The organism is Cellvibrio sp. (assembly GCF_046347455.1).
GTDB lineage: Bacteria > Pseudomonadota > Gammaproteobacteria > Pseudomonadales > Cellvibrionaceae > Cellvibrio.
The window spans coordinates 66227-87054 of sequence record NZ_JAXMGC010000002.1; the positions used below are offsets into that span (position 1 = coordinate 66227).

Sequence of the window (20828 nt, forward strand, 5' to 3'; positions counted from 1 at the left end):
TAAATGGAATCGGTTCTTAAAGGAAGAACGCTTTTAGCGGGATCTTTCACAGCTATTGGTTTGGGGTTGTTGCTTTCAGCATGCAGTTCATCCCAAGTGTCAAAAACACCTTCAACATCATCCACACCAGCTCTTGCCGATCTGTATGTGGTGGATTGCCTTCTACCCGGCCAAGTACGGCAGTTGGGGGGAGGGGCATACCTTACACCACGGCGTCCGATTATGACGACCGCAGCGGATTGTCGCATTCGCGGTGGCGAGTATGTTGCTTACGACCGCGCCAACTACAAAACGGCACTGCAAGTGTGGCTTCCAACCGCCGAGCAAGGCGATGCTGAAGCCCAGACCAATGTCGGCGAAATTTTTGAGCGTGGCTTAGGTGGTGAACCTAATTATCAGGCGGCCTTGATTTGGTACCAAAAAGCTGCGGAGCAAGGTAACGCACGAGCACAGTTCAATTTGGGTACGCTTTACGAACAAGGCTTGGGGGTGACCAAAGATAAAATGCAAGCACTCAACTGGTACCGTAAAGCCTGGGGTATGCCGCAAGATGATTTGATTTATCAATCGGCCGCGAATCGCGCGCAGGCTGAAACGCGCGAACAACTGCAAAAAGTGCTCGATGAAAAAAGCGCGCAAATCAGTTTGCTGAATAAACAATTACAAGCCTTAGCGGTAAATTCAAAAAAAGCGGAAGAAGAAGCGAAGCGCCAGGCGGAAGTTGCGCAACTCAAAAAATGGATCACCGGTATAGATGCTGAGCGAGCAGGGGTCATTAAAGAGCTAAACACGCTTGCTCAGATTCGTGAGCCGCAAATCAATCCCGCCGCCGTCACAGCTAGCAAAACAACAGCGCCAGACATTAAAAAAGGCAACTTGCAGTTTGGGAAATATTACGCGCTTATTATTGCGAATCAGGAGTATCAACACATCGATAGCCTGAAAACACCTCATGCCGATGCCAAGCGTGCGAAGCAAATTCTGGAAAATGATTACGGCTTTGAAGTCACTATGGTGCTGGATGGAAATAACAGCACTGTGATGCGTGCGATTAACGACATGGATGCACGTTTAGGTGATGCCGATAATTTATTAATTTTCTATGCGGGTCACGGTAGTCGCGTACAGGCCGGCGGAATTGAAACAGGTTACTGGCTGCCGAGTAATGCCACGCCACCGCCAGATGATACATTCTGGGTTTCGAACGAATTTGTGAACCGCCATTTAGCCCGTTTAAAAGCAAAACGTGTTCTGGTTGTGGCGGATTCTTGTTATGCGGGTCTGCTGTCATCTGAACCCGGCTATTTGTTTATGGGCGACAAGCAAACATTTTCCGAAGATTACATCCGTTACAAACTTCCCAAAAAATCACGCTTACTTTTATCGTCTGGCGGCGATCTGCCCGTGCTCGATAACGCAGGCAACGGACACTCAGTGTTCGCGCGCGCGTTCCTTGATGCATTGGAATCTGCCAAAGGTGTTGTCAGTGGCCCAGAACTCTTTTTGAAAATAAAAGATCAAGTTACTGAGCGTGCCAAGAGCGTTAACTTCGTACAACTTCCGGAGTTTAAAGCCATTAAAGGCACAGGCCATGAGGTTGGTGATTTCTTTTTTGTTCACAAATAAGACATCGACTCAACATTAACGACCTTAACAGACAAATGTGAAATTAAAAGATTGCTATGAAAAAGATAACGGGATTCTTGTGTCTCGCGACGAGCGGGCTATTTTTACCATCCACATCGCACGCCGGAATGGCGCAGCTCATTAATACGTTTTCCAATGAATTGGAGAATCGAAGTGCGCGAGCGGCGTTGCAAACCTACCAAGATCTAATTGCCAATGCGGGCTGTTTTGATGCAATGCGCGCCCCCGCAATCGTGAGCGCAAGCGGTAACACAACACCGACAGCGAGCTGTACTGGGCAAACCTATCAATTATTTAAAAACGTGCGTGCCATTGTGCATACGGCCAACGAATTAACAAACGATGGCCCAACTCAATTTAGTTTAGGCTTGGATAAGCGCGGCTTGGGGTTTGCGTTGCGTTGGGATGCGGCGGAGGAATATTCGGCGCAAGGATCTCTTGCGGGTGATTATTTGCGTGGGCAAATTTCTAATTTGGGTTCTCGTTTAACGGCGTTGCGTTTTGGTGCGCAAGGTTTTCATTTAAACGCTATGGGTCTTTACAATGATGGCTCCTCCATCGTGCAGAATGATGAGGTGATTCAAGGTGGTGGCGCGGGTGATGAGCGCGAGGAATATAGCCCTTGGGGTGGATTTATTAATTACTCTGGCGCTAAAGGCAATAAAGCACCAACGAGTTTAGAAGATGCTTTTAGCTTTAGGGGTAACCAATTCAATGGCGGCTTTGATTATCGTTTTAACCCGCGTTGGGTTGCAGGTAGCTTAGTCAGTTACATTGACCAACGTGTGGATTTTGATAGCTCAAAAAGTATTGTGTCCGGCCATGTTGATGCAACCGGATTTAGCATTTTTCCGTTTGTGATGTATCAGCGTGAACATTTTTACGCGAGTGGGTCTGTAGGCTATCAGGAGTTAAGTTTTGACAGCTTGCGCGCAATTCGATACCCGTCGTTAAATCCCGACATCCCAAGTCCCAATACCCAGACACTTGCATCCACAACAGCAAAAAATCTTTCTGCGTTTTTATCGGCAGGTTATAACCTTTCCTACAAAAAAATAAGCCTAGAGCCGTTTGTGAACATCAACGCAACGCAGGTAAAAATTGATAGCTTTGTCGAGCGAGATGCAAATAAAGCGGCGTTTGATTTAGTGGTTGACGCACAAAATATACATTCCGCAACAGCAACAGTAGGTGCGAGTTTAAGGTACACCTTCACGCCGAGTTTTGCCGTTATAACGCCTTATGCAAATTACGAACTCGTCAAGCAACGCCAAGACGATCCACACGCAATTGCGGCTCGATATCTCTATGCTCCGAGTGAAACCAACGCTTTTTCAATTCCCACTGACATAACAGATGATGCCTACAACATAAATACTCTCGGTGTATCTGCGGTGCTAATGGGTGGGCACCAAAAAGCAGTGGGTGGCGATGTGGCGGGAGGGCTACAAGCCTTTGCGCAATATAAGCAAATAAAAAATCTAGCGAACTATGAGATCAGTATGGTTGAGCTTGGTTTGCGTTACGAATTTTAACTTGGGCTTCAGAAAAAGATTAAAGGTTTGATGTTGTGATGGTCAGTCAAAAGATTCAAGTCAGTTGTGTGTTAAGTGCATGCTTTTTTTTATTGGTAGCGTGTGGTGGAGGTGCCGGTGGTAAAGCTGATTTACCGGTGGATGCAGCACCGGTAGCGGTGGCAGAAGTTCTTGGTGCGAGCGTAAATGCGGGTGTTGTGAATGTGCGTGCCGGCTCGGAAGTGGTGCTCACTGGTGTCAATAGCAAGGGGTTCGATGATCCTATATTGCAGTATCAGTGGCAGCAGATAGATGAGTCGGGATTTAAAGTGGAGCTGTATGAGCGTTCAACCAACTCAGCAGCATTTACCGCCCCCTCAATTCCTATGGGTAACACGGATGGCGTAAAGCTTAAATTCCGGCTAACAATAACTGATGCCGATGGAGTGAAAGCTACCAATGATATTGAAACGCTAGTGCAAGCAATAAAAGACTCCAACCATTTTCTTACCTTGCCGGGTGTTGAAAATAAGTTGCAAGCATTTATTACAACCCAGAAAGATGACCTAATTACTAGTGATATTCCTGTCACTCTAATCGTAAACGGTATTGCAAAGTGGATGGGGCGCGACGGTAACGCCCATGAAGCCACGATTATGGAAAAGCGTTTGAGTGGGACGGTGCCAGCCGGAAAGGTTGAAGCCATTAATAGCAGCAATAACCTATCTTTTACTATTCCTATTCCGGAATTAAATCTCGATGAGATCAACAAGCAATTCAAAGGCGCGCTACGTTTGGCTCGCCTGGAGTTCGAAAACCTTCAGGATGCTCAGGTTTCGCTGAGCTTTCAATTGCAGCAATCCAATGGTTCGCCATTGAATGTTTACTTGACGGACATGGAAGGTGATGAGGTTTTTGGTGCAAATACCAATAAGCAAAAGCTCGTTGAATTCCCCGCGAAATTCAGTAAGCCGATTGTGCAATCCGGTGCAGCACCGACTTTTGTTGATGTGGAAAATATACGACAAGCGCTAGCGCTCGAGTCAAAACTAAGTGCAACCAACTATTACAAATGCATCGATCCAGCCGAAAAAGCCAAAACGTTTGCAGGTTGGCTAGCAAGCGCAGGTTTTACCGGAAAAGATGATGGCGATGTAAACACCAAATATATCAACAATTATGATCTCGGCTTTGGGCGCGATATGCACATGCGCCAGGATGCAAACGGAAATGTTTATTCCTACGTAACTAATTACACGACGCTGGACAATACTTTAAGTAACCGCAATGAATTTGCGATAGTTGTCATGGAGTATAGCCCTGCGCCTACTGGCGCGTGCGGTGATGCCGCGGCAGTTCCTTCGGATAAAAAAATCGTTAAATTTTACGCTTATGTTCCCGATCAAAAAAATGGTGGATATATTCGCGCAGAGTCAATGAATTTTGATGGTCGTGGTGAAAAATATCTTCCGGGCGTATGCACAGCCTGTCACTCAGGAAATAACCACACAAAAGAATTTAATTCGATGGGAGTAATTCCTGCCGAAAATGCAGATTTAGACGCGGGCTTTATGCCATGGGATTTGGATGCGTTTTTATATACCCAAGCGAGCAATACAAAATTAATAGACCCAGCCTACGCAGCTTTAGCGAAGTCGAACGGCGTGCCCACGGCGGAGCAAAGCAAATACAGTCGCGAAAATCAGGAACCTCTGTTTAAACTGCAAAACCAAATGGTGTTGCATACATTAACGGAAAATTCCAATCGCCTCCTAAGTCACACGCAAGCGATCAAGCAACTTCACGGGTGGTACGGTAGCGCCAGCGAGCGTGCTGCAATGGAATCCTTGGATTTTGGGGGCGACACACGCAACCTACCTGTGGAAAAAATCGCGCTTTTACAACAAACGCTAAAAACCTTACCGTCCGGTAAATTTGACGGAAGTTATATTCCTTTGGGGTGGAGGGGGAATAGCTCGCAAGAATCGCTTTACACTAACGTGTACGAGCGCAACTGTCGTATGTGCCATTTATTCACCGCTAATGTGAAATTTGATTTCGATAATTACGCTGAATTTGTTAATCATCCATCGTTAAAAAATTATGTTTATGAACGTGGCCTCATGCCAATGTCTCGTTTAACAATGGATCGGTTTTGGTTAAGTTTTAATGGCGGTGATTCTGCCGCAAAACTGTTGCGCGACCATTTAAATTCAGATGCTAATCCGGCGAATGATGTACCCGTTACATTAATTCCCGGTGCTCCTATTGCAATTATCCTCCCTGCCCAAACGGCTGACACACCGTCGGAATTGAAGCTTGATTTTGATGAAACGGTCACCTTTGACGGAGGTATGAGTTTATTTGCAGATAATTATAAATGGATGTTGGATGATCGCTCAGTTAGTGCCGGTAGAAAATACACCTTTAAACCCGCTGCACCGGGTGAGAGTCACAAAGTCGGTTTGCTGGTATCGAATAGCGACGGAGAATCACCTGTGACTAACAGGCAAATATCAGTTGCTAACTACAAGCCCAGTCTTTCGGATCTTCCGTCGCAATCTGTTATTGAAGGTGGTGAGGTTAGCATGAATTTGTTTTTGTCCTTGTGCCCCAATGCGCCGGTTGATGATAAAGCTTGTCGATCAATATTCGGTGATATCCAAAAAGGCAAAACACCGCAAATTATTATTGGTGATAGGGTCAAACACGGCGTGGTAAAAAATGTTGATACGGTAAATGGAAATATTACCTTTCAGTCGACTGAAGCCAAGGCTGCGGGAGACGGTGAGTTCTCTGTTGCAATCAAGGATTCGTTTGGTGAACAATCTGAATTTAAAACCGTAAATATTGTTATCAATTCATTGGCTGCGCCTACGATTGGTGGGCCAGATGTTTGCGTTTTGTCGGCACGTACTTCCGTAAACACTAGTCAATTCCCAATTCAAATGAATAGTGTTAATTGCCCAGACCCAACCGCAAATGACTCTGCGGCCCCGGGTTTGGCTTTCAAGTTGGATTCGGTTGATAAAACTTCAGCGAAGGGCGGTACGCTCAGCGTGAGCAATGGAGTTATTTCCTATACACCACCCTTCGGTCTTGTCGGTAATGATTCTTTCTCTTACCGTATTCGCGACAACTCCTTAACCGGAAGAGTGAGCGAGGGCACAGTACAGGTTACGCTGAATGCTAAAGCGAGTTTCGCAACAATCAGTAGTGGTATTACCACATCGTGCCCATCGTGCCACAGAGTAAACACCAACGCGTTTGGCCCTAATTGGCGAGTCTATTCGGTGCTCTCCTCTAAGGCTGGAGGTTTAGGGTCGCCGTTTATGGCTTATGCATGTGGTGATCCAAATCATTCGGGTGGTAATCGGTTGTGTAACACCGATTTGGAAGGTGTGCCTCCGTCCTCGGCTGATCAATTAAATGCTTTTGGTCAAACCATTTTGACCTGGTTCGAAGAAGGCGCGCTTAATAATTAGCGCGCCTCGATTCTGGCAAATGCGGGATAGGATTTGAGTTGAGCTAGCTGTTGCTCGTAAAAATGGCGTGAGGCTTCTGAATCAGCGTTGTTGATATTGTGTTTAAGAATGGCGACAACGCGATCCCGTAGTTTTAGCAACCGATTTTCGGTTTGATGAATTTTAAACGCTTGGTCAATATTCACTACAGCACCTTGTAAGTCATTAAAATTTAAGGCTAGCTCCGCTTCTTGCAAAAATTGATTAAAGGATTTTTGTGCACTCACGGGCAAATCATTAAAGGCGACTTCGTGTTTGCCAAAGTAATGCCAGTAACTGAAGTTTGCCGCTAAGGCGATTAAAATAACTGCGGCCGCGCTTGCCAAGGTTTTAATTCCCCGTCGCGCAAATTTCAGTTGTTTTAAAAATTCGTTTGCAGTTTGAATACGATCTTCGCGTTTTATTGCGATGGATTTTATCAACAACTTACGTAGAAAAGGATTCTTAAGTGGCGGCAGTTCGGGTGTTATCGCGTCGTGCAAAACTTGCTGTGCATTAATGCGTTGATAGGGGTGTTTGTTACCTAATAGTTCACACGCAATAATCCCAAGTGCATAAATATCATCACTGGGGTGCGGCGGCTCAAAGTTCAGCATTTCCAAGCTGCCATATGCAAAGGTTACTGCACCAAGTCGCCCTGCATCAAAGTTGTCTTCATACATCTCCTGATTAGCTGCACGAGCAATACCAAAGTCCAATAACTTTACGGTGTTTTTTTCTGTAATAAAAACATTTGCGGGTTTTAAATCTGAGTGGACGATTCCTTTTGAATGTGCATAGGCCAAGCCTTGTGCAATTTGCTGAAGTACATCTAATTTTTGTTTGAGCGATAAAGTGTCGCGCGAGTTTTCAATCAATTCGTCCAAGGATTGGCCGCGCAATTCCTCCATGGTGAGATAAATCAAATCACCGTCGCGATCAAAATCATACACGGTCACAATATTCGGGTGTGCAAGCTCTTGGGTTTTGCGAGCCTCTCGCTGCAAGGTAACTAGCGCATGCGGGTGGTGTTTAAATTCATCACCCAATAATTTAATCGCAACATAAGGTTTGTTATCGCCCGCTTCCTTTTTGCGTAAATCTAATGCGCGATAAACAGAACCCATGCCGCCTTTGCCCAAGAGTTCATCGAGCACAAAGCGCGATTTTATGGTGTCGCCTGGTTGTGGATCTTTGTGTTTTGCTGAGGTGCTTGTTAAATCAGAGGTTGGGTGATGCGCGGGTAGTATGTCCAGCGTGAGATTTTCAATATTGGGGGAATTAGGGTTAATGGCGGTAAGATCAGATGCTGCGCCGTTTACGATAGTCGGATCAGTGCTCATTATTATTGATGGTCCTTTGCTGTTATCGAGTCAGTGTAATCACCTGGTTGCCCATTATCCACCAAGCCCGCTTCGGGTTACCGGAACAAAATCCCAGCTTCGATAGCTCCACCAACTTGCGTATAATCGCCGCCATTGCCTGCGCATCAGCGCCAACAAACCCATTTGAGTGCTCTATGAAAATTACCGCTCCCGATTCCAATTTATACACAAGCGCGCAAGTTTACGCGCTGGATGCAGCCGCCATCGCCAGCGGAATTCCCGGCATTCAGCTGATGAAGCGCGCAGGGCGCGCCGCTTTTGAATTGCTGGTTGAGCGTTACCCATCACCGGAATTAATTACGGTTTATTGTGGCGCGGGTAAAAACGGTGGCGATGGCCTAATCGTGGCGGCATTGGCGGCGCAAAAGAAAGTCCCGGTTCAGGTGATTTTATTGGCTTCGCCAGACAAGTATGAGGGCGAAGCGCGCTTGGCCTACGACTACTCCCTACAAGAAGGTGTAAAAATCACCCGTGCAGCCGAAACGCAGCCCCCTCAAGTTGGTGTGGTAGTGGATGCTCTGGTTGGGCTTGGTCTGAATGTTCAAGTGCGCCCCGAGTGCGCTCATCTCATTGAACAAATTAACCAAACTGGTTTGCCTGTTTTGGCCATCGACCTACCGTCTGGATTGGACGCTGATACAGGCGCTGATCACGGAGCAGTAGTCAAAGCAGATATCACCATAACCTTTATCGGCGTTAAACGCGGGCTTCTTACAGGTCGTGGTCCTGCGGTGTGTGGTCAGGTTGTGTTGGCGGATTTGGATATTCCTGCCGATCTTTATGCGCAACAAGATGTAAGTTATGAGCAGCTGCATTTGATCGATTTGCTGGAACTTTTACCTCCACGCAGTGCAGATGCGCACAAAGGCAACTTTGGTCACGTGTTAGTGATTGGCGGTGATCATGGTTATGGCGGCGCGGTGATTATGGCTGCCGAGGCTGCGGCGCGTTCCGGCGCCGGATTGGTGAGTGTTGCCACTCGCCCTGAACACATTCCTGCGATTCTTACTCGCAGCCCAGAAATTATCGCGCGCGGTGTAGCCTCCGGGCAGGAACTTGAATTGCTATTGAGCCGTGCCACTGTGTTGGTTGTTGGCCCCGGCCTTGGTCGTTCACCCTGGTCAGAGCAACTCCTGCAAGTCGCCGCAAAGTCTGGCTTGCCCATGGTGGTGGATGCCGACGCGCTCAATATTATTGCCGAAGGCCGCGTACTTCCCGATTGGCCAAGCCATGCCAATTGCATTTACACGCCGCACCCAACCGAAGCAGGCCGCTTGCTCGGCTCAACCAATGTGATAGTCAATCAAAACCGTTTTGATGCCATCGCACAGCTGCAACAAAAACTGGGTGGCACTGTGATTTTAAAAGGTGCAGGCAGTTTGGTATTAGGCGAATCTGGCGTGACAGGTGTGGTGACTGCGGGTAACCCCGGCATGGCAACCGGCGGTATGGGCGATGTGCTGAGCGGAATTTTAGGCGCGCTTATCGCACAAGGTTTGGCGGTTGAAGATGCCGCACAACTCGGTGCTGTGTTGCATGCGAGTGCCGCCGATTTAGCTGCAGAAAAAATCGGTCAACGCGGATTAATGGCGACCGATATCATTCCTTACGTTGCACAATTACTGAGTGAATAACGTGTCTTCTGTACAAGAATTTTATATCGACAACGAAGCTGATATGGTTGTCTTTGGTGAACGTATTGGCCGCAGCTTGCGTGCGCAATCTGCTTTTCAGTGCGTATTTTTAAATGGCGATTTGGGCGCAGGAAAAACCACATTATCGCGCGGTATTTTGCGCGCCTTTGGTCATCAAGGTGCGGTTAAAAGCCCGACCTATACGCTGGTGGAAATTTACGAATTCGCCGATCGTCGGTTGTACCATTTTGATTTGTATCGCTTAGGTGATCCCGAAGAATTGGAATACATGGGCATTCGCGATTATTTCACCGAAGGCAGTGTTTGCTTGATGGAATGGCCTGAGCGTGGGCAGGGCGTATTACCCAAGCCCAACGTGCTTATCGATATAAAGGTTGAAGGCGCAGGGCGCAAAGTTTTAATTACTGGTTTGGATGATATTAAAGCCTAATGCACAAATAAATATATCTCAGTGCAATTTGCTCCACGCCTTTTCACCTCGCCACTGTGCGCACCAATTAGGAAATTGATTGGCAGGCATAGGCTTCGCAATGCCATAGCCTTGTACCTGCGGGCAGCCCATTTCAATTAGCATTTTTCCGTGATCCATAGTTTCAACACCTTCTGCAATGACCTTGCGATTAAACGCAGCGGCGAGTTGAATCACGCCCCGTACGATGCCCATATCATCGTTATCCACTAACATATCGCGCACAAAGCTCTGGTCAATTTTGAGCGTGTCTACAGGTAACCTGCGTAAGTGTGTGAGTGACGAATAACCTGTTCCGAAATCGTCGAGTGAGAGTTGCACGCCGAGATCGCGGCAGTATTGGAGAATGCCAATTGCCTGATCAATATCGGCAATTGCAGCGGATTCCAAAATTTCCAATTCAAGACTATTTTCCGGCAAATCCGGGTAACGCATGAGCGCGCTGTAGAGCTGTTCTTTAAAGCCGGGTTTTAATAAATGGTTAGCAGTAATATTGACGCTGATGTGATTATTAATGCCCAAACGATGCCACTGATCTGATTGCGCGAGTGCAGTATTGATAACCCACTGGCCAAATGCGCTTTCGAGTTCACTGCCGTTGATATAGGAAAGAAAATGAACGGGCGATAACAAGCCGCGCTCTGGGTGTTGCCAGCGAATCAAGGCTTCTGAACCCGTCACAGCGCCCGTCGTTAAATCAACTTTGGGTTGATAGAAAAGCACAAACTCTTCGCGCGAAAGCGCGTGCTCAAGCACTTCTACAAATTGACGATGTTGTTGCGCTTTGCGGTCATTTTCGGGGTCGAATAATTGGTAGCGGTTTTTACCTGCTTTTTTGGCGAGATACATAGCCTGATCTGCGTGGCGCAACAAAGTATCGGGGTCGGCATTGTCTTCGGGGTAGAGGCTCACACCGATACTCGCCGTAGTAGAAAGGCGCAAATCATCGATGTGCATGTCTCTGTTTATCGTGCGCAAGATACGGTTGAGAATGAGCGCGCATTCTTCAGTCGAATTGATGTCTGCCAAGAGCAACACAAATTCGTCGCCGCCCAAGCGTGCAATTGTGTCTTCGTCGCGCAACACGGTTTTTAAATTGTCGCTAACGCCTATCAAAAGTCGATCGCCGACATTGTGACCATATTGATCGTTAATCGCTTTAAAATTATCCAAATCCAAAAAACACACTGCCACAGATTTTCCGTTGCGCTGCGCATGTCTGAGTGTTTGTTGTAAGCGATCTGCCAATAAGCGGCGATTGGGAATGCCTGTCAACGTATCGTAGTGGGCGATGCGTTCCAGTTCTGCCTCATGTGCTTTCACTTGGCTAATATCCGTGAACACACCAACGTAATGTTGAATGTCCCCAAGGCTATTGCGAACAACGGAAATAGATAACATTTCAATATACATTTCGCCATCGCGACGGCGATTCCAAATCTCGCCGCGCCAAAAATTTTGTGTGTTGATCGCATGCCACATGTCGCGATAAAAATGTTCGTCATGTAAACCAGACGACAATATATTTGGCTTTTGTCCAAGCACTTCATCGCTTTGGTAACCAGTAATGCGAATGAATGCGGGGTTCACTTTGGTAATGGATAAATCAGGGCCCACAATCATGATGCCCTCGTAACAATTATTAAACACCACGGCGGCTTGTGCCTGTTCAAGTTCAAGTTGTTTTCGGTCACTCACGTCCGATACAGTGCCCGCAATACGTAATACGCGGTTGGTCGCTCTGTCCCATTCCACTGCACGACCGTTAATACGCAGCCAGCGCGCAGGTTCACCGGCTAGTTGAATATCGCACTCCATGTGCGTGCTTAAACCGCGCAAATGTAAGCGTGTGGCTTCTTGAACAGCGGCAAATTCTTCTTGTGACAAAAGTGATGCAAAGAACTCCGGTGAATTCAATTCCGCTGCTGCTGGCTGGTTAATCACTTGCAAAAGTTTTGGCGATGAATAAATCGTGTTTTTCGTTAAATCCCAATCCCAAAAGCCATCACTGGTGGCGCTGATAACGGAGTGCAGGCGTGCTTCATTAAGCAACATTTTGCTTTCATTTTTTTTGAGCTGCGTAATGTCACGCGCAATTCCAAACAGCCCAATAATTTTTCCGCTGCTATCCGTAATGGGGCCTTTAGTCGTGTGGAATACAACCAGTTCTCCCTTAGGATCTATAACTGGATCCTCCAATGTTTGTACTTGCTGCGAGGCGAGTATGGCTCTGTCTCTTTCCATAACAATCTTGGCAGTACTGCTATCAAAAAGTGAATTGTCATCTTTGCCAATAATGTCGTCAGCCGTTTTCCCTAAAAAAGCCGCACCTGCTGCATTAATTAATTGATATTGGCCGTTCAAATCTTTAACAAAAATTGAATCAGATGTACTTGAAACAATCGATTCCAAAAGTTGGCGTTTGTGTTGTAGGTGCGTTACCGCGCTCCGTAACATTTCACCGAAAGCACTGATTGCAATGCCATTAACAATCAGGAAAGCCCATTCCAACTTTACCGAAAGCGGTGCGGCAGCATTACCTAAATGTGATTGATAAAACGCACCCGCACTTGCCACTAAGGTTGCAATTAAGCCTGCGCCCCAACCGCCGTAGAGCGCGCTGAGGATTATAGGAAGCATATAAATGGTGAATATGTCTTGATCTATATTCGACGGTAAAAAATGGCGCAACCAAAAGGTACAAAAGGTAGTTGCTAATGCCAAACCGTAACCGCGCCAGCGCGACCTTTGTGTTTGATGCAGGCTTACCGTTAGGGTGTCGAAAATGGGCGTGCCGGGATTTGTTGTTTCTGGCGGCACAGCGCGTAAGGCAAAAAAGAAAAAAGTGCCGGTAATTGCAATAAAGAAAATGCCTTTGGCGGTAGATAGCCAATAAATTTCCTCTAAATTCACCAAGGCGGTTAACAACTTATCGGAAAAAAATATCCATGCGGTTGCGAGTAGCACGTAGCTGATCACAGTGGTCAAAATAAATCGCTGTCGAAGACGGGTCATGGGAAGGCTTCTGGCAGATGAATGTAAGAGTATTTTATAGCACAGCGAGTTAGCTAAGGCCTGCCTTTACGTTTTTTACAATTTGAATTGTTTATTGAGGTGACAAAAGTTGATAATTGTCCGCTGCATAGCGCACTAACAATTGCTTACTGGGAGAATCTTCCCTGTTTTGGTATAACACGCAACAAAAACGACTAACGAGTAAATCTATGAATATTCTTGAATTTCAATCCCTTGCTAACTCGATTGCTGATGAAGTAGGACGCTTGTTGCCTGGCGTTTTAGCAGTGCCAGAGGAAATGCAAATTGCCAATGGTAATTGCGTGTTGTGTGTGATGAACGCGGCGGGTGATTCCATTGTGCGCATGTACGGAAGTAATCCGGTTCGTCAACGCCAAATAGCGCAAGTCGCGACCAAAAAAGCCTTACAAGTGTGGCGCACTGGTTACGCTACAGGTGCTTACGAAAAGCGTGTTTATAACGATGAAGTCAATGCTGAAGAATTTGGTATTCCGCACCCGGAATTTATTGGTTGGTTGGGTGGATTAGAAGCAAAAACCGCGAGCGGCGAACGTTTAATTGTGGCCTTTAGCGGTGTGCGCGGCGAACAAGATCAAGGCATTTTGCGCGCGGCGGCAACGAACTTAAAAACTTTTTCCATCGTTGAGCAATGATTGGAAAATTAAGACAAAAAACGCAGCCTAGGCTGCGTTTTCGTTTTGGCGTGACTTACGAAAATTACTCTTCGCTTTCAATCAATTCGCGGTAATCGGCAGCATCAAGTGCTTCATCCAATTCTGCCAAATCGTCTGGCTTAACGCGGAAGAACCAGCCGTCGTCGTAAGGTGACGCGTTTACAGTTTCAGGTGCATCTTGAAGAGCTTCGTTTACAGCGATCACTTCGCCCGAAACCAATGAGTAAATATCAGAAGCGGCTTTAACAGATTCAACTACGCCGGCCTCTTCGCCCACGGATACGCGGCTGCCCACCTCTGGGGTTTCAACGTAAACCACATCGCCCAAGGCTTCTTGTGCGTGATCGGTAATGCCGATAGTGACGGTGCCGTCTTCTTCAATGCGTGCCCACTCGTGGCTGCTGAGGTATTTCAGTTCTTTGCGGATGTCGCTCATGATGTTTTCCTGTGCTTCAAAAAGTGTTCTGATCTTTAAATGGTTTAAACAAGAGGTTTGCCGTTGCGCACAAAGTTGGGAGCAACCACATCCACTAAAACTTGCTTGCCGCGCATCTCAACATGGCACTGTTTACCAATGTTCGTCGGTACGCGGGCGAGGGCAATAGAATAGCCTAAAGTTGGCGAAAAAGTCCCACTGGTAATAAGGCCTTTTTGATCGCTACCGTCTACCGACACCACTTGCTCAGCGCGCATTACGCCGCGCTCACGCAGTACCAAACCGACTAACTTAAAGGCGGGGCCGGCGTTCTTTTCGGCTTCAATGGCGCTGCGGCCAATAAAATTGCGCTCGGCGGGTTGCCAGGCAATGGTCCAACCCATGTTGGCGGCCAGCGGGGAAACGCTGTCATCCATTTCGTGACCGTAAAGGTTCATCCCGGCTTCCAAGCGCAGAGTATCGCGCGCGGCCAAGCCGCAGGCGGGAACACCTGCTTGGTTCAACGCAGTCCAAAAGCTTTCCACTTCGGCGTTAGGCAACATAATCTCCAGACCGTCTTCACCGGTGTAGCCGGTGCGGGCAATAAACCAGTCGCCTTCCGGTAAACCTTGGAATACTTTCAAACCGTCAATCAACGCAGCGCGGGCAGGGCTAACCACGGTTTTGGTGAGTTCAATAGCTTTGGGGCCTTGAATGGCCACCATCGCCAAGTCGTCGCGCTCGGTCAGTTCTACTTTGAAATCGGCAGCGATTTTATTCATCCACGCGAGATCTTTTTCACGGGTGCCGCAGTTCACAACGGTTCTAAACCAGGCTCCTGATGAATCTTGCATGTTGTACACGATCAAATCGTCAATCACGCCGCCTTCTGGGTTCAGCATGCCGCTGTACAGCGCTTTGCCGGGAACGGCGTCAATTTTGGCAACATCGTTTGCCAGCAAATATTGCAGGTAAGCCTTGGCATCAGCGCCTTTCACGTCCACTACGGTCATGTGGGAAACATCGAACATACCGGCGTTTTGGCGCACGTGGTTATGTTCTTCAATTTGCGAGCCGTAGTGCAAGGGCATATCCCAGCCGCCAAAGTCGACCAGCTTGCCGCCCATAGCTTGGTGGGTGGCGTAGAGCGCGGTTTTAAAACCCATGAGGTGCCTCGAGAGTAAATGTAATTGGGATGGGGAGAGGAAAGGCCGCTATTCTAACGGCGCGACCTTCGTTTCACCAGTTCAGCTTAGGGGTTTGGCCTGAAGTGCTAATGCGGAGCCGGGTGTGTGGTATCCCAAGTTTCTGGATTGAACCAGAAGTGTTCAAAGCGGCGATAGGTTTCTTCGCTCATATAGGGGTTTTTTACGCGAATTAGGTGGCGGTTTTTAAGGTTGGCTTTGGCGATGAGCTCGCCGTTGTATTGCATAAACAGGCGGTCAAAACTGCCGTCATGCATCATGGCTTCCAAGCCGCGTTGAATATCCTCGGCGAGCACCTTGTTGGTTTTTGTTACGTGGTAAAAGTAGGCGATGGGGTAGTGCAGAACTAGATTTTGCTCAATCACCACGTCATTCAGCATCGACTTTTGATTCTCCTGCTCTGACCAAATCTCCGCCACAGAGCGTGGAAAAAAGTTGAAGCGTTTAGACATGAGCATTTTGAAGGTGCCAGTGTAAGAGGGCGTCTCCACAATATTAAATTTATTGGCGCGCAGAATAGAGGTGTCATGCCAATACTTAACTTGCCCAAGGGGGATTTTCTTGAGTTCTTCTTCGGTCGTCACCTTGGAAAACATCGGCTGGTCTTCAGCATTGATAAAAAAAATCCGCCAGCCAATAAGACCCTTGTCGATGGGAATTTCAATGGGCATTAAGCGTTTATCTACCTCCGGGCCGGGTGCATCCCAGAGCACGTCGATCAAACCATCCACCACCATTTGCATTTGGCGGGCATGAGTTGCGCCGCGAACTTTCATCACCGCTTTATAAGGTTTGCCCGAGCGGGCCAGTGCTTGTTTAAGCAGCTCGATAAAAAAAAGATTGCGGTCGTCCTGAATACCAACAGAGTCTGTGCCCGTATAACCCACTTCAATTGAGTTGTCTGCTTTACACGGCAATGCTATCGCGCATAGCAAGGCGGTAACCAAGCTTAATCGCTTAAGCGAGCAAAAATGTAAGAATGAAATGTGTAGAAGTTGCAAACTTCTCATTGAGGTTTCCCGCGTCATATTATCCGTTATTTGGAAAGTATAGCCGCGATTAGCAACTAGGTGATTGGGAGTGATGGCGTTTGGCTTGAGAGCTGTAGGGCACTTAACGTTGCGTTAAGGTGTCATAACATAGCCTGAGCAACCTAGCGCAGTGAACCGGTCTTTGCAGTATCAACAGGTTATACTGCCCGCCCAACTGATTGAAGGAGTATGCCAATGAGTGTGAAATCTGTATTAAAAATAACCGGATTTGTGTGCGCAACAATAGTTAGCGCGATCATTATTTTGATACTTGTTGTTGACGCCAATACCTTCAAGCCACGCATACAAGCCCTAGCCGCCGACCATGGTGTTGCGCTCAATATGCGCGGAGATTTGCGTTGGGCATTTTGGCCGTCCATCGGTCTTGCGGTAAAAGATGTATCCGTTGCGCCGCAAGAAAACCCGCAAGCTATTTTGGCGGATGTAAAAAGCGCGAGCCTACTAGTGGCATTCATTCCATTATTGAAAGGCGATGTACAAGTAAAACATGTGCTGGTTGATGGCGCTGTTGTAAATCTTTCTGTAAACGAACAAGGCGTTGGAAATTGGGAAACGCTTGTTAAGAAAAAAGAATTAACAACACCCACAGCTTCAGCGCCCGCGCCTGCAGCGAATGATAAGGTGAATGGTAAAAAGGATCTGCAGCTTTCAATCGAAAAAATCAGCATTCATGACACGCGAATTAACTATGAAGATCTCGCAAAACATTCAAAGTTAACGCTCAACAAGATTAATCTGGATGTAAAAGACGTAAACCTCAAAAACAAGCCTTTCGAGCTTAATGCAGAGTGGCAAACGCTTATCGAGAAAGCCGCCAACCCTTTGGAAATCAACAGCAAGCTGAAAACTGAAATTGCGGTAGATGAAAATTTCAGCGCGCTCAATCTGGATAAGGGTGAGTTGAGCTTGGATATTCGCGCAAAAGACTCTACCGCCCTAAAACTGCAATACTCGCTGAACTTAAAAGACCTCAAAAATAACCTGAGCTACAACGGGAAGCTGATCGTTTCATCGCTCAACGCAAAAGAGTTTATGACAGCCTTTGGCGTTCACTACAAAACAGCCAACGAAAAAGCGCTTACCGATATTAGCCTCACAACCGATCTTGCGGGTGATAAGAAACAACTAGCCTTAACCAACACCAATGTGAAGGTGGATAAAACCAACCTCAACGGCAGCATTGCAGTTACTGATTTTTCAACGCAAAAGCTCGTCATTAATTTAAAGGGTGATGACATCAATGCAGACGATTACCTGCCACCACCTTTACCCACGCCAGTCCCTGCTCAGAACCAAACCGCAACCGCCAACACTGCTACCCCTGTGCCCGCAGCGGTAGCTAAAACCACCGGAGATGAACCCCTCGTTCCCGTGGAATTGCTGCGCAAATTAAATGGTGACGCCAAGCTTGCGCTCAACAGTCTTGTGTTTTCAAAAATTCGCATGGAAAAAGTGTTATTAGATGTGGACGCAAAACAAGGCGTGGTTCAACAAAGCCTTAATGCCAATGTTTATTCAGGCAGCCTTCACACCAAAAATAGTGTGGACGCGCGCTCTGCTAATCCTCAGCTGCATTTTGACGTGATTCTCAAAGGTGTGGATATTGCGCCCATCCTAAAAGAAAAAGGTTTCGATAAAAAAATGCAACTCACTGGAATTCTGCATGCTAATGCAAGCGGTCAGGCGAGTGGTGTGAGTATTAATCAAATTATGGACTCGCTCGTCGGCAGCTTTAATTTCTCTGGCGATAAAATGCGTTTAGCTCCCTTAAATGTTGAGCAACAATTCTGTAAAGCCGTCACTTTGGTTACGCAAGAAGATTTATCGCAAACCACATGGAATGCTTATACAGAATTGCAAAAGCTCTCCGGCAAGGCGAGCATTGCGAAACGCATCATTACTGTTGAAAGCGTGAGTGGTAATGTAGAAAAACTAAACCTCGGTACAACGGGTACAATCAATCTTGTGAGCGGCAGTTACGACTTCCTTCTGCCGCTTAAGCTTAATCGTGACGCTAATGACACGCCCACTAGCATCACCACCAGTGCGCAAGGTTGTAAGGTCAATAGCAACTATTGGGTAGAACGCAGTATGACGCTCCTGCGTTGCAAAGGTGCCTACGCACAAATGGAGCCTACAAAAGATTGCCGCCCAGACAAAGATCAACTCAACGGTTTAATTAAAGATTTCGCAGCCTATAAACTAAAAGAAAAGCACGGCGCAAAAATTGAAGAGAAAAAGTCAGAGCTGCTGAAAAAGCTGGATGAAAAACTCGGTGGTGAAGGCAAAGCCGAAAAAACCAAAGATTTATTAAAAAGTCTATTTAAGAAAAAAGAAGATAAACCAAAAGATGCCCAATAATTTTTCGCAAGCAGTTTTAAAGTGGTTTGATAAAAACGGTCGCAAACATTTGCCTTGGCAACAAAACATCACGCCGTACCGCGTGTGGTTGTCAGAAATTATGTTGCAACAAACGCAGGTGGCGACCGTGATTCCTTACTTCGAGCGCTTCACCCAAAAATTCCCCACGGTACAAGCGCTCGCCGCTGCACCTATAGATGAAGTTCTGCATTTATGGACAGGCCTGGGCTACTACGCACGTGCGCGCAATTTGCACCGCTGCGCAAAAACCGTGGTTGAGCAATATGGCGGCGAATTTCCCAGTACGGTGGAAGAACTCGCAGAATTAACTGGCATTGGCCGTTCAACCGCTGGCGCTATCGTCAGCATCGCCTTTCAAAAGCGTGCAGCGATTTTAGATGGCAACGTGAAACGCGTGCTCGCACGCTATCGCGCAATCGATGGCTGGCCGGGGCAAACGGATACGCTCGCGCAGCTATGGGAAATCGCCGAAGAATACACGCCTAAAAAGCGAACCAACGATTACACCCAAGCCATGATGGATATGGGCGCAACACTCTGTACGCGCAGCAAACCCAAGTGCGATATTTGCCCGCTGCAATCGGGCTGCCTCGCTTACGCGCAAGGCGAACAAACGCGCTACCCCGGCAAAAAGCCTAAAAAAGAATTACCGGAAAAATCCGTTCAGCTACTTATGTTTCGCAACCCCAACGGCGAGATTTTCCTGCAGCAGCGCCCGCCGCAAGGGATATGGGGCGGGCTTTGGAGCTTCCCCGAACTCGCCATAGACGCAGACCCGCTCGCCCACGCGCAAGACCAGTTCGGCAAAGTCCTGCACACCGAAACCTGGAACAGCTACAGGCACACCTTTAGCCACTATCATTTAGACATTACGCCCGTGCTCATCCAACTCGCCAAAACACCGGGCGCCGTCGCCAGCGGCGGCAGCCATTGGTACAGCCTGCACGCGCCAGAAGCTTTGGGTTTGGCGGCGCCGGTAAAGAAACTGCTGGAAAAACTCAGCCAGCTAGATCCCCTAAGGTGATCGCTATCAATCCCTAATCGCCCTACAATAGCCGCCTACCTTTCTTGTCCCCCCTTAGAAAAAGGGGGTTAGGGGGATTTAAAGTGGTAAGTAGGTCTTTCAAATCTCCCCTAACCCCTCTTTGATAAAGAGGGGAATTACCGTCTATTAGGAATCCCCATGGCTCGACTCGTTTTTTGCCGAAAATATAAAGAAGAACTCGAAGGTCTGGATCAACCGCCATACCCCGGCGCCAAAGGTCAGGATATTTTCGACAACGTCTCCAAAAAAGCCTGGCAAGAGTGGATGGCCCACCAAACCATGCTCATCAACGAAAAGCGTCTGAACATGATGGACATGGGCACCCGCGTATACCTGAACGAGCAAATGCTAAAGTTCCTCTCGGGCGACAATTACGACCAAGCCGACGGCTACGTTCCCCCTCCAAAAGCCTAAGCGCACAGCGCCCATAAAGAATTGCGCAATAAATGCCCAATCGGTTCAGCAATTAATTAACCCTTGATAAAAAAGGACTTTTTTTACCAGCGAGTATTGACTCAAAACCTTTCAACGGGTTTAATACGCGCCTCTTGCAGCTAGCGCCAACGGCCTTCTTAGTAGCAAGAAAGACGACACGCCCAGATAGCTCAGTCGGTAGAGCAGTGGATTGAAAATCCTCGTGTCCCTGGTTCGATTCCGGGTCTGGGCACCATATTCAAAACCCGAAGTTCGCAAGAACTTCGGGTTTTTTATTGCCTGTGATTTTGTTTCTGTTTATTCATTTCTTAGCGCACTACGGCCTGGTAGTGTCTATGCAAGTCATTTGTATTTTTAAAATCTCCGAACGGTAGTTTTTAACGCCTGAGTTCGTTAGCATCCTGCTCTTAT

The 20828-nt window shown here is 47.3% G+C and carries 14 protein-coding genes and 1 tRNA gene; 10 read left to right on the top strand and 5 right to left on the bottom strand.

Annotated elements, in window-relative coordinates; all coding sequences use genetic code 11:
• Window positions 1-3 precede the first annotated feature (3 nt).
• The 3 genes from U1F02_RS04270 to U1F02_RS04280 are packed head-to-tail and all read left to right on the top strand — an operon-like array spanning window position 4 to window position 6646.
• Window positions 4-1626 carry a caspase family protein gene (locus U1F02_RS04270; protein WP_409989124.1) on the top strand — a complete coding sequence of 541 codons (1623 nt, stop codon included), beginning with the start codon at window positions 4-6 and terminating at the stop codon, window positions 1624-1626.
• Window positions 1627-1682: 56 nt separating this feature from the next.
• Window positions 1683-3182, top strand: coding sequence for an autotransporter outer membrane beta-barrel domain-containing protein (locus U1F02_RS04275; protein WP_409989125.1), 1500 nt, complete (start codon window positions 1683-1685; stop codon window positions 3180-3182).
• A 38-nt stretch (window positions 3183-3220) separates the two neighbouring features.
• On the top strand, window positions 3221-6646 hold the full coding sequence (locus U1F02_RS04280) for an Ig-like domain-containing protein (protein ID WP_409989552.1): 3426 nt from the start codon (window positions 3221-3223) through the stop codon (window positions 6644-6646).
• On the opposite strand, the gene U1F02_RS04285 is transcribed toward U1F02_RS04280, so the two are convergent.
• Window positions 6643-8007, bottom strand: a complete 1365-nt coding sequence (locus U1F02_RS04285) for a serine/threonine-protein kinase (protein WP_409989126.1) — start codon at window positions 8005-8007, stop codon at window positions 6643-6645. The genes U1F02_RS04280 and U1F02_RS04285 overlap by 4 nt on opposite strands.
• A 176-nt stretch (window positions 8008-8183) precedes the next feature.
• Between U1F02_RS04285 and U1F02_RS04290 the strand changes: the two genes are divergently transcribed.
• Both U1F02_RS04290 and tsaE read left to right on the top strand, forming a co-directional pair.
• Window positions 8184-9683, top strand: a complete 1500-nt coding sequence (locus U1F02_RS04290; protein ID WP_409989127.1) for an NAD(P)H-hydrate dehydratase — start codon at window positions 8184-8186, stop codon at window positions 9681-9683.
• A 1-nt stretch (window position 9684) separates the two neighbouring features.
• The gene (gene tsaE, locus U1F02_RS04295) at window positions 9685-10134 is read left to right on the top strand and encodes a tRNA (adenosine(37)-N6)-threonylcarbamoyltransferase complex ATPase subunit type 1 TsaE (RefSeq protein WP_409989128.1); all 450 of its coding nucleotides are present in this window, start codon (window positions 9685-9687) and stop codon (window positions 10132-10134) included.
• A gap of 18 nt (window positions 10135-10152) precedes the next feature.
• On the opposite strand, the gene U1F02_RS04300 is transcribed toward tsaE, so the two are convergent.
• Window positions 10153-13188, bottom strand: coding sequence for an EAL domain-containing protein (locus U1F02_RS04300; RefSeq protein ID WP_409989129.1), 3036 nt, complete (start codon window positions 13186-13188; stop codon window positions 10153-10155).
• A gap of 209 nt (window positions 13189-13397) precedes the next feature.
• Between U1F02_RS04300 and U1F02_RS04305 the strand changes: the two genes are divergently transcribed.
• Window positions 13398-13862, top strand: a complete 465-nt coding sequence (locus tag U1F02_RS04305; protein ID WP_409989130.1) for a hypothetical protein — start codon at window positions 13398-13400, stop codon at window positions 13860-13862.
• Between the two features lie 64 nt (window positions 13863-13926).
• Here U1F02_RS04305 and gcvH read toward each other — a convergent pair whose 3' ends face one another.
• The 3 genes from gcvH to U1F02_RS04320 all read right to left on the bottom strand — a co-directional run bounded on the left by gcvH (window position 13927) and on the right by U1F02_RS04320 (window position 16513).
• Entirely contained in the window at window positions 13927-14319 is a 393-nt protein-coding gene (gene gcvH, locus U1F02_RS04310; RefSeq protein WP_409989131.1) for a glycine cleavage system protein GcvH, read from the bottom strand.
• Window positions 14320-14363: 44 nt separating this feature from the next.
• The gene (gcvT, locus tag U1F02_RS04315) at window positions 14364-15464 is read right to left on the bottom strand and encodes a glycine cleavage system aminomethyltransferase GcvT (protein WP_409989132.1); all 1101 of its coding nucleotides are present in this window, start codon (window positions 15462-15464) and stop codon (window positions 14364-14366) included.
• Window positions 15465-15571: 107 nt separating this feature from the next.
• Window positions 15572-16513, bottom strand: a complete 942-nt coding sequence (locus tag U1F02_RS04320; RefSeq protein ID WP_409989133.1) for a hypothetical protein — start codon at window positions 16511-16513, stop codon at window positions 15572-15574.
• Between the two features lie 216 nt (window positions 16514-16729).
• Here U1F02_RS04320 and U1F02_RS04325 point away from each other — a divergent pair, with 216 nt between their 5' ends.
• From U1F02_RS04325 to U1F02_RS04340, 4 genes are all read left to right on the top strand, one after another.
• Window positions 16730-18916, top strand: coding sequence for an AsmA family protein (locus tag U1F02_RS04325; RefSeq protein WP_409989134.1), 2187 nt, complete (start codon window positions 16730-16732; stop codon window positions 18914-18916).
• Window positions 18906-19961, top strand: coding sequence for an A/G-specific adenine glycosylase (gene mutY, locus U1F02_RS04330; protein ID WP_409989135.1), 1056 nt, complete (start codon window positions 18906-18908; stop codon window positions 19959-19961). Before U1F02_RS04325 ends, mutY begins: the two co-directional genes overlap by 11 nt.
• A gap of 159 nt (window positions 19962-20120) precedes the next feature.
• On the top strand, window positions 20121-20396 hold the full coding sequence (locus U1F02_RS04335) for an oxidative damage protection protein (protein ID WP_409989136.1): 276 nt from the start codon (window positions 20121-20123) through the stop codon (window positions 20394-20396).
• A 180-nt stretch (window positions 20397-20576) separates the two neighbouring features.
• Window positions 20577-20652 (top strand) — tRNA-Phe (locus U1F02_RS04340).
• The last annotated feature ends 176 nt before the right edge of the window (window positions 20653-20828 follow it).